The organism is Streptomyces sp. NPDC021562 (genome assembly GCF_040640875.1).
In the GTDB taxonomy this organism is placed as follows: domain Bacteria; phylum Actinomycetota; class Actinomycetes; order Streptomycetales; family Streptomycetaceae; genus Streptomyces.
Window position 1 is genome coordinate 1 of sequence record NZ_JBFACN010000064.1, and the last position, 6,694, is coordinate 6,694.

The following is a 6,694-nucleotide window of genomic DNA, read 5'->3' on the forward strand; positions in this document are numbered from 1 at the left end:
GTCCAAGCCCGCCCCACGCATGCCGCACCCCCGCTACACTCCCCACCGCCAGGCCGTTGACCAGCCGAAATACAGAAGTCCGGCTGTAGTACTAGGCGTATTGATCACGAGCGTTGCTGGCACGGGCCGGGCTTGATCACCTCCGGTGTGGTGGAGCTGTCCAGGACTGCACCGCACCGGAGGCCACCGTGTCCCACCGTAATGCCCGGCTGACCGTTCACGGCAGGCGCCTGCTCGTCGAACGAGTGCACGCCGGCCGCCCCATCGCTCACGTGGCCGCCGAAATGAGCATCTCTCGCCCCGCGGCCCACAAGTGGATCCGCCGTTGGCGAGCCGAGGGCGATCCGTCCCCCGCACGACACCGCCAGTGGTCGGGGTGGGTGATCACGACGCTGCGGGGTGGGATCGTGGACAGATAGTCTCTGCAGAGATAATCTAATCGCAGATTATCTGGCTGAGGAGATCACTCATGTGGGAGTACGAGCACAGCATCGAGACCAGCGCCACCCCCGAGGCGATCTGGCGGCTCTGGGCCGACGTTGAGAATTGGGGCACCTGGAACGCCGAGATCGAGAAGATCGAGATGAGTGGCCCGTTCGCGGCGGGAACGCAGATCACGATGACACCGCCCGGGGACGACCCGGTACTGCTGCGCATCGCCGAGGCGGTCGAAGACGAGCTGTTCGTCGACGAGGCCAGCTTCAACGGCCTGTTGCTGCGCACCACCCACCGGATCGACCGGATCGACCAGGACCGGATCCGGGTGGTGTACCGGATGGAGATCACCGGTACCGGCGCCGACGAGGTCGGCCCGCAGATCGGCCCGGGCATTACCGCGGACTGGCCCGACACGATGGCCTCGCTGGCCAAGCTGGCTCTGAGCTGATGCCCCTCAGCCCCGGCGACAGCCCCGGATTCCTGCTGTGGCATGCCACCTTGCGCTGGCAGCGTGACATCGCCGCAGCTCTGGCCCCACTCGATCTCACCCATGTGCAGTTCGTGCTGCTCGCCTGCGCATGGTGGCTCAACAGCCAGGGCGAGCATCCCAACCAGCTGGCTCTCGCCCGCCAAGCCGGCACCGACGTCAAGATGACCTCCCAGGTACTACGCACCCTGGAACGCAAAGGACTCATCGAGCGTGCAGTCGACCTGGCCGACACCCGCGCGAAACGACTGCGCGTCACCGGCGCGGGCGCCGACCTGGCCCCTCGCGCGATTGCCGCGGTTGAACGCGCCGACGCGCGGTTCTTCCAGCCGGTGCCTCTCGATGACGCGGTGTCCCTGCTCGGCCGCCTGGCTCGTCCCGAATCCTGAAACCCCCTCACCGGTAACCGCAAGCCGCCGGACGTCGTCGATCACTGCGAAGGAGGCGCTGCAGAAGGTGATCGAGGCGAAGCGGGAGGACCGCGAGCTTCTCGAGGCGCCGGAGCCGACGCAGCCGGCGGTTGAGGGCGTATGCACTGTCGACGTCTGCTCACCACGGCGGCCGCCGTGGCCGCCGTCCTCACGACCGGGCTGTCCGCCGCACCACCGGCCACCGCCGCCGGCTCCGCGTCGTGCGCGTCGGCGTGGAAGGCGGTCCGGAAGGTCGCCGTGCGCCGACCCGCGTGCAACGAGGGGCCGGTGGTGACGACCCGCTCACCGGTCCTGCGCTACCTGCGCAAGGGTGAGCGGGTGACGTAGTGCGTGGTCGAGGTCGGCCGGGGCGGCTGGTCGGACTACCGCGACGACGTGCGCCGACCCCCTGAAAGCGCCTGGTCCGATCCGCGCTCTGATGCTTCGCCCAGGGTTCATGCCTCGGGGTTCATGAACTGGGTGACGAAGCAGACGACCTCTCCGGAGACCCCGCGGCCGATCCACGTGGGATAGTAGCCGTCACCCGGGCCTGAGTTGAAGACCGCCATCGTTCGTCCGCTGGCCGTGTCGGTCAGGACCGTCGCGACCGCGTCGCCGTCGACTTGACGAAAGGCCGCCCGGATCGGACTGTCGCCTCCACCCTCGTGAAGCTGTTCGAAGACCGGCACAGACTCAAGGTCGATGAAACAACCTGCGCCGGCGTCGACTCCGTACCCGGGCCGGTCATCGTCGACCTCCCAGGTGAAGGCGGGTTCGTCCCAGATCACGAGCTTCACGGCAACCACCCATGAGCCTGGCGTCCCGTCCCGCCGGACGCGCGCCACCTGGATCGGATAACTGCCTGCCGGCACGCTCGCGGAATAGGCCGACGCGCTGTCTTGGTCGAGCTCGACGAACGGGTCGCAGGCATACAGCTGCCCGCTCGGCAGATCAAGGTTGCCGAGTTCAGTCACAGCCACCCTGAAGACCCCGTTCGCGGTCTCGACGGTGGCACCGTCGGTGAATACTGCGTCGAGTTTGGGTGCGTCGACCTGCGTCATCCTGGACCCCAGCGATCAGAGGGAGTGGCGGCGCACACTCTAGGGCCGAGCAACACCGGGGTCTGTGCCGGGGGATCTCAAGAGCCGACGGAAAGAGGCAACAGACCTGTTGCTGTCCACAGCCAGGTGCATCTCAGCAGCTTCATGAAGACGATGGATCTTTCGATGCCGGTGACCTGAGGTTGCTGGCATTCCCACCGGCTCGGCCACTTCCTTCTGTGGTGACGTGATGCGCTGTCGTTTCCTGGGGCGCACACCTGTGTCCACGGCAGGTGATGAACCGCCGCACGCACCACGGCTGCCGGCTTGCTCGGCAGGATCTTGGCGCTCGGAATATGGCGCCGCATTCGAGACCATGCAGGGGAGATGGTAGGCCGATGTGGATCTCGGGGGGCGTGTCCTACGGTGCTGCCGTGGCCTGCGGCTTCAGTTGACGTCTCACCGAGTCTCCCGGGTGGAGAGTCCCACGGGCGTGTCCGCATCCGTGGGCGCCGCGCTTCCCTGGGGTGACGGCGGTGACCGACGTACGGACGCGGCTACAGCCGTCGCGGCCGGCAGATACCGTCCGCAGTGCGGCCGGCGGTCGGGCGGCCGGCTGGCGGGTGCTGGTGCCCGGGAAGATCAGGTGTCGTCCTGCCGCGCGATGTCCCGGGCGGCGCGGGCAGCTTTCTCCTCCGCGTCAGCGAGGGCCCCACCACCCATCCCGAACAGGCCCTGACGGAGGAACACGGCAAGCCCGTGGGCGGCGCCGGCTACCCGGATCAGCAAGTCGAACGCGTCGCCCTCGTCGGAAGCGAGACGGCGGGACACCGGCAGAAGGAGACGGGCCAGCTCGTCGCCGGCCGCGGCCAGTTCGTCGAACCGGGACTTGTCCAGGCCCGCGTGGAAGGTGACATCGAACAGTGCCGGCTCCTCGGCGGCGAAGCGGACGTAGGCGGACGCGAAGGCCGCGAGCTGCTCCACTGGGTCCTCGCTGCTGTCCAGGGCTGCAGCGAAGCGGGCCCGTTGCTCGCGGTAGCCCTGCGTGGCGAGTTCCGCCAGCAGCGTTTCGCGGTCGGCGAAGTGCTTGTAGGGCGCCGCGACACTCACCTCTGCGCGGCGGCTGGCCTCGGCCAGGGTGAAGCCGTGCGGTCCTCGCTCGGCGACCAGCTCCAGGGCTGCTCGCAGCAGGGTGTTGCGCAGGTCCCCGTGGTGGCGTCCGGTAGGGCGCCGCTTGACAGGAGGGCTCATGCGCCTAAGGTTAACAGCACTCACCAGGTAAGTGCTGTTAACCATGGGAGTTGCCATGATCGCTGCCCGTTTCCACCACGTCAGCCTCTCGGTCGCCGACCTCGCCGCTCAGGAAGCCTGGTACGGCGACGCCTTCGGCCTCACCGAAGTGGAGGAACGCATCGAGATGCCAACGGCAGGGGTCCGCACCGCCGTGCTGAGTGACGCGGCTGGACTGCGCGTGGAGTTGGTCGAACGTTCCGGTTCGAGCCCGGTCACGCACGCCGATCCGTTCGCGGCCACCTCCGCGCAGACCTTCACGCACCTCGCGCTGCGCGTTGCGGATCTGGACGCGGCGTTCGCGAGCCTGACCGCCGAACGCGGTGCGGGAGTGGTGTCGCCGCCCGCGCCCGGCGCGAGCGAAGGCATGCGGTACGCGTACGTCACCGACCCGGAAGGCAACCTCCTCGAGCTGATCGAAACGGCACAGGACTGACCGGCGTCACGGGGCGCCGGGCGCGTCCGGAGTGAGAGCCGCCGCGCGCAGGGCCGCTGCCACGCGCGCCACCGGCTCGCTCGGCGCCTGAGGGCGGCGGGCGAGGAGCAGGTGTCGTTGTTTCTGGGGGTCGCCGGGGACCGGCAGGATGCGGACCGCTGGGGGTGCGGCGGGGGTCAGTGGTGCGGGTGCTGTGGTCAGCCCGTACCCGGCCGTGGCGAGGTGGGGTTTGGCGAGGCGGTCGCGGGCGGTGTGGGTGATGGCCGGCTGTTCGTCCAGGCCGGGCCACACACCTATTGGCTTGTCCTCGCCCGAGGCGGGACCCGCGGTCCAGCGCTGCCCGCGCAGGTCGTCGTCGTCGGTGAAGTCGCCGCGGGCCAGTGGATGGTCCGCGGGTACCGCCGGGCGCAGGGCGTGTTCGGTGAGGGTCTGCAGTTCGAGCGGGGGTGACTCGGTGTCGGGTGGGCGGAACGGCGGTGCCGACGTGAGCAGGGCCAGGTCGAGGCTGCCGGCCCGCAGGGCGCGCGCCAGTGCCGGGGTGCCGCCCTCTCTGCCGGCGCCGTGGATGCCCGGGTGCGTACGGTGCAGGGCGGCCGGTGCGCGGGGCACCAGGACGGCACCGGCGCTGGGCAGCCAGCCGAGGCGTACCGTGGCGGCCTGTTCGGGCAGGCCCGACAGTTCGCGGGCGGCGGCGTCGATCTCGTCGAGCGCAGCGGTCGCGCGCCGCATGACGAGCCGCCCGGCCGCGGTGAGGCGTACGCCCTCGCGGCGCCGCTCGAGGAGCTCCGCGCCCGCGGCCCGTTCGAGCGCGGCGATCTGCCGGGACACCGCCGACTGCGTGTAGCCCAGGGTCGCGGCGGCCGCAGTGAAGGTTCCGTGCTCGGCGACGGCGCGCAGGACGCGCAGCGCGGTGAGGGACACATCGGAGAAGTCCATGATGTTTACGCATACAGCTGTGCCGAACTTTCGTTGGACGCATGCAGGTGGCGTTCTTGGCGTGGGTGCATGAACAGCTCCCGCATCGCCCTCGTCACGGGCGCCAACCAGGGACTCGGACCCGGGGGATCGATCTCACCGGCCGCCGGGTGGTGGTCACCGGGGCCTCGTCCGGACTCGGCGCCGAGACCGCCCGCGTCCTGGCAGCGACGGGCGCAAGCGTCACTCCCGCCGTGCGCGACGCGGCGGCGGGCGAGCGCGTCGCCGAGGACGTCACCGCGTCGACCGGCAACCAGAACGTGCGGGCCGCCCAGCTCGAGCTCGCCGACCCGGGATCCGTCACGGCCTTCACCGCCGCCTGGCACGCGCCGCCGCCCGCGAGCCCTGCTCGGTGTACTGCCCGGGCAGGCCATGACGCCCGGATTGTTCACCAGGACGTGCAGCGGGCCCTGCCAGGCGTGGCCGGACCGGGTGAGGTAGTGCAGGCGGCCCAGCAGGCCACGCCGGGCGGTGATCGGGGTGGCGATGTAGTCGGCGAGGACGTCCCGCGACGAGCCGGTCCCAGCGCCGCACGTTCAGCGTCCGGAACCTCACGGGCCGCTGGTGCGGACGGGAGACCTGTGACTGGTTGAGCGGGTGGAACTCCACCCGGGTGTCGCGGCCCTCGCGGTTGAGACGGGCGAGCAGGTAGCGGGCGACGTTCTCGCGCTGCACACTGCGGTAGGCCTGCTCGATCCGTTCCAGGTTCCGGCGGGAGGGCGGTCGGGCGCTGGCGAGCCAGGCCCGGACGACCCGGTCGGTCGCGGTGAGGCCGGCCATGGGCCGTCGGCGACGGCGACGTGCTGGACAGCGCGTGGGTGGACGACGCGGTGGTCGACCTCGGCTCCCGGTGGGGCCAGTACGAGTACGTCACCACCATCGGGTTCGCCGCGTGAGCAGTGGTCCGGCAGCGCTGACGACACCCTCCGCACCGAGACGACCACAGGTCCGGTGCGGAGGGGTTGTACCCGGACGCAGTCCCACGGGCGCTGGTTCCCGGCACAGTGACGCAGTCGGCGAGCAGTACGGCCAGGTCCGCAGTGCCGGGATCAGGCAACGTTTACCTTCTGTAGGCTCTCGTCGCCGAACGGGAGGTTCGACTTGGGTGCTCGTCAGCACAGAGCTTGGCCCATCGCCGCACTCGTCGTGTCAGTTCTGAGTGCTTGCGACCCGGCGGCCATGGATCCCACAGACCCCGCCAATTTCAGCTCCGTCGCCTTCGTCAATGACACCGGCTTCCCAGCAGGTTTCCTGGGGGGAAGGTCTCGATCCGTGGCAAGTTCGCGACACACGGGGGCGGATCGTCGGCTGGCTGCTCGTGAACACACCTCACCGCGAATCCGGTGCCGTCTACTACCTCGGCGATGCCGAGTCCGAGCCCGGCAAGCCGACGACTCCGCGAGTTTTGCCGCACCCCGACCCGACGCAGTAATTCGGTCCTCCTGGGGCCCACCGGCCCAGCCGCACACGGCCGGCGAATTGCTGCCTGAGGTGGTCGACGGGGCGAACGTCGGCCGGCGGCACTAGGTGTGCTGTTCGGACAGGTTGGTGACGCGGCTGGCTGGGGGTTGGCCTCCGATGCCGGTGTGGGGTCGGTGGTAGTTGTACCAGTGAAGCC

Annotated in this window: 7 protein-coding genes and 5 pseudogenes; 7 read left to right on the forward strand and 5 right to left on the reverse strand. The window is 69.8% G+C overall.

The window, feature by feature from the left end:
- Positions 1 to 188 precede the first annotated feature (188 nt).
- From AB0G52_RS40670 to AB0G52_RS40685, 4 genes and pseudogenes are all read left to right on the forward strand, one after another.
- A pseudogene (locus AB0G52_RS40670) lies at positions 189 to 347 on the forward strand (leucine zipper domain-containing protein); the annotation flags it as partial.
- A gap of 122 nt (positions 348 to 469) precedes the next feature.
- Positions 470 to 886, forward strand: a complete 417-nt coding sequence (locus AB0G52_RS40675; RefSeq protein ID WP_361344272.1) for a polyketide cyclase — start codon at positions 470 to 472, stop codon at positions 884 to 886.
- Positions 886 to 1,314 carry a MarR family transcriptional regulator gene (locus tag AB0G52_RS40680; RefSeq protein ID WP_361344275.1) on the forward strand — a complete coding sequence of 143 codons (429 nt, stop codon included), beginning with the start codon at positions 886 to 888 and terminating at the stop codon, positions 1,312 to 1,314. Before AB0G52_RS40675 ends, AB0G52_RS40680 begins: the two co-directional genes overlap by 1 nt.
- A gap of 141 nt (positions 1,315 to 1,455) precedes the next feature.
- Positions 1,456 to 1,683 carry a hypothetical protein gene (locus tag AB0G52_RS40685; RefSeq protein ID WP_361344279.1) on the forward strand — a complete coding sequence of 76 codons (228 nt, stop codon included), beginning with the start codon at positions 1,456 to 1,458 and terminating at the stop codon, positions 1,681 to 1,683.
- Between the two features lie 107 nt (positions 1,684 to 1,790).
- On the opposite strand, the gene AB0G52_RS40690 is transcribed toward AB0G52_RS40685, so the two are convergent.
- Together AB0G52_RS40690 and AB0G52_RS40695 are read right to left on the reverse strand one after the other, a co-directional pair.
- On the reverse strand, positions 1,791 to 2,396 hold the full coding sequence (locus AB0G52_RS40690) for a DUF4241 domain-containing protein (protein WP_361344283.1): 606 nt from the start codon (positions 2,394 to 2,396) through the stop codon (positions 1,791 to 1,793).
- Positions 2,397 to 3,017: 621 nt separating this feature from the next.
- Positions 3,018 to 3,626, reverse strand: a complete 609-nt coding sequence (locus tag AB0G52_RS40695; protein ID WP_361344286.1) for a TetR/AcrR family transcriptional regulator — start codon at positions 3,624 to 3,626, stop codon at positions 3,018 to 3,020.
- Positions 3,627 to 3,681: 55 nt separating this feature from the next.
- Here AB0G52_RS40695 and AB0G52_RS40700 point away from each other — a divergent pair, with 55 nt between their 5' ends.
- Positions 3,682 to 4,101, forward strand: coding sequence for a VOC family protein (locus tag AB0G52_RS40700; RefSeq protein WP_361344288.1), 420 nt, complete (start codon positions 3,682 to 3,684; stop codon positions 4,099 to 4,101).
- A gap of 6 nt (positions 4,102 to 4,107) precedes the next feature.
- Here the strand turns inward: AB0G52_RS40700 and AB0G52_RS40705 are convergent, their stop codons facing one another.
- Entirely contained in the window at positions 4,108 to 5,037 is a 930-nt protein-coding gene (locus tag AB0G52_RS40705) for a LysR family transcriptional regulator (RefSeq protein ID WP_361344291.1), read from the reverse strand.
- 65 nt (positions 5,038 to 5,102) lie between these two features.
- Here AB0G52_RS40705 and AB0G52_RS40710 point away from each other — a divergent pair.
- Positions 5,103 to 5,399 (forward strand): annotated as a pseudogene (locus tag AB0G52_RS40710) (SDR family NAD(P)-dependent oxidoreductase); the annotation flags it as partial.
- 93 nt (positions 5,400 to 5,492) lie between these two features.
- On the opposite strand, the pseudogene AB0G52_RS40715 reads toward AB0G52_RS40710, so the two are convergent.
- Positions 5,493 to 5,582: pseudogene (locus AB0G52_RS40715) on the reverse strand (transcriptional regulator); the annotation flags it as partial.
- 4 nt (positions 5,583 to 5,586) lie between these two features.
- Positions 5,587 to 5,853 (reverse strand): annotated as a pseudogene (locus AB0G52_RS40720) (transcriptional regulator); the annotation flags it as partial.
- 26 nt (positions 5,854 to 5,879) lie between these two features.
- On the opposite strand from AB0G52_RS40720, the pseudogene AB0G52_RS40725 reads away from it, so the two are divergent.
- A pseudogene (locus AB0G52_RS40725) lies at positions 5,880 to 5,972 on the forward strand (transcriptional regulator); the annotation flags it as partial.
- Between the last annotated feature and the right edge of the window lie 722 nt (positions 5,973 to 6,694).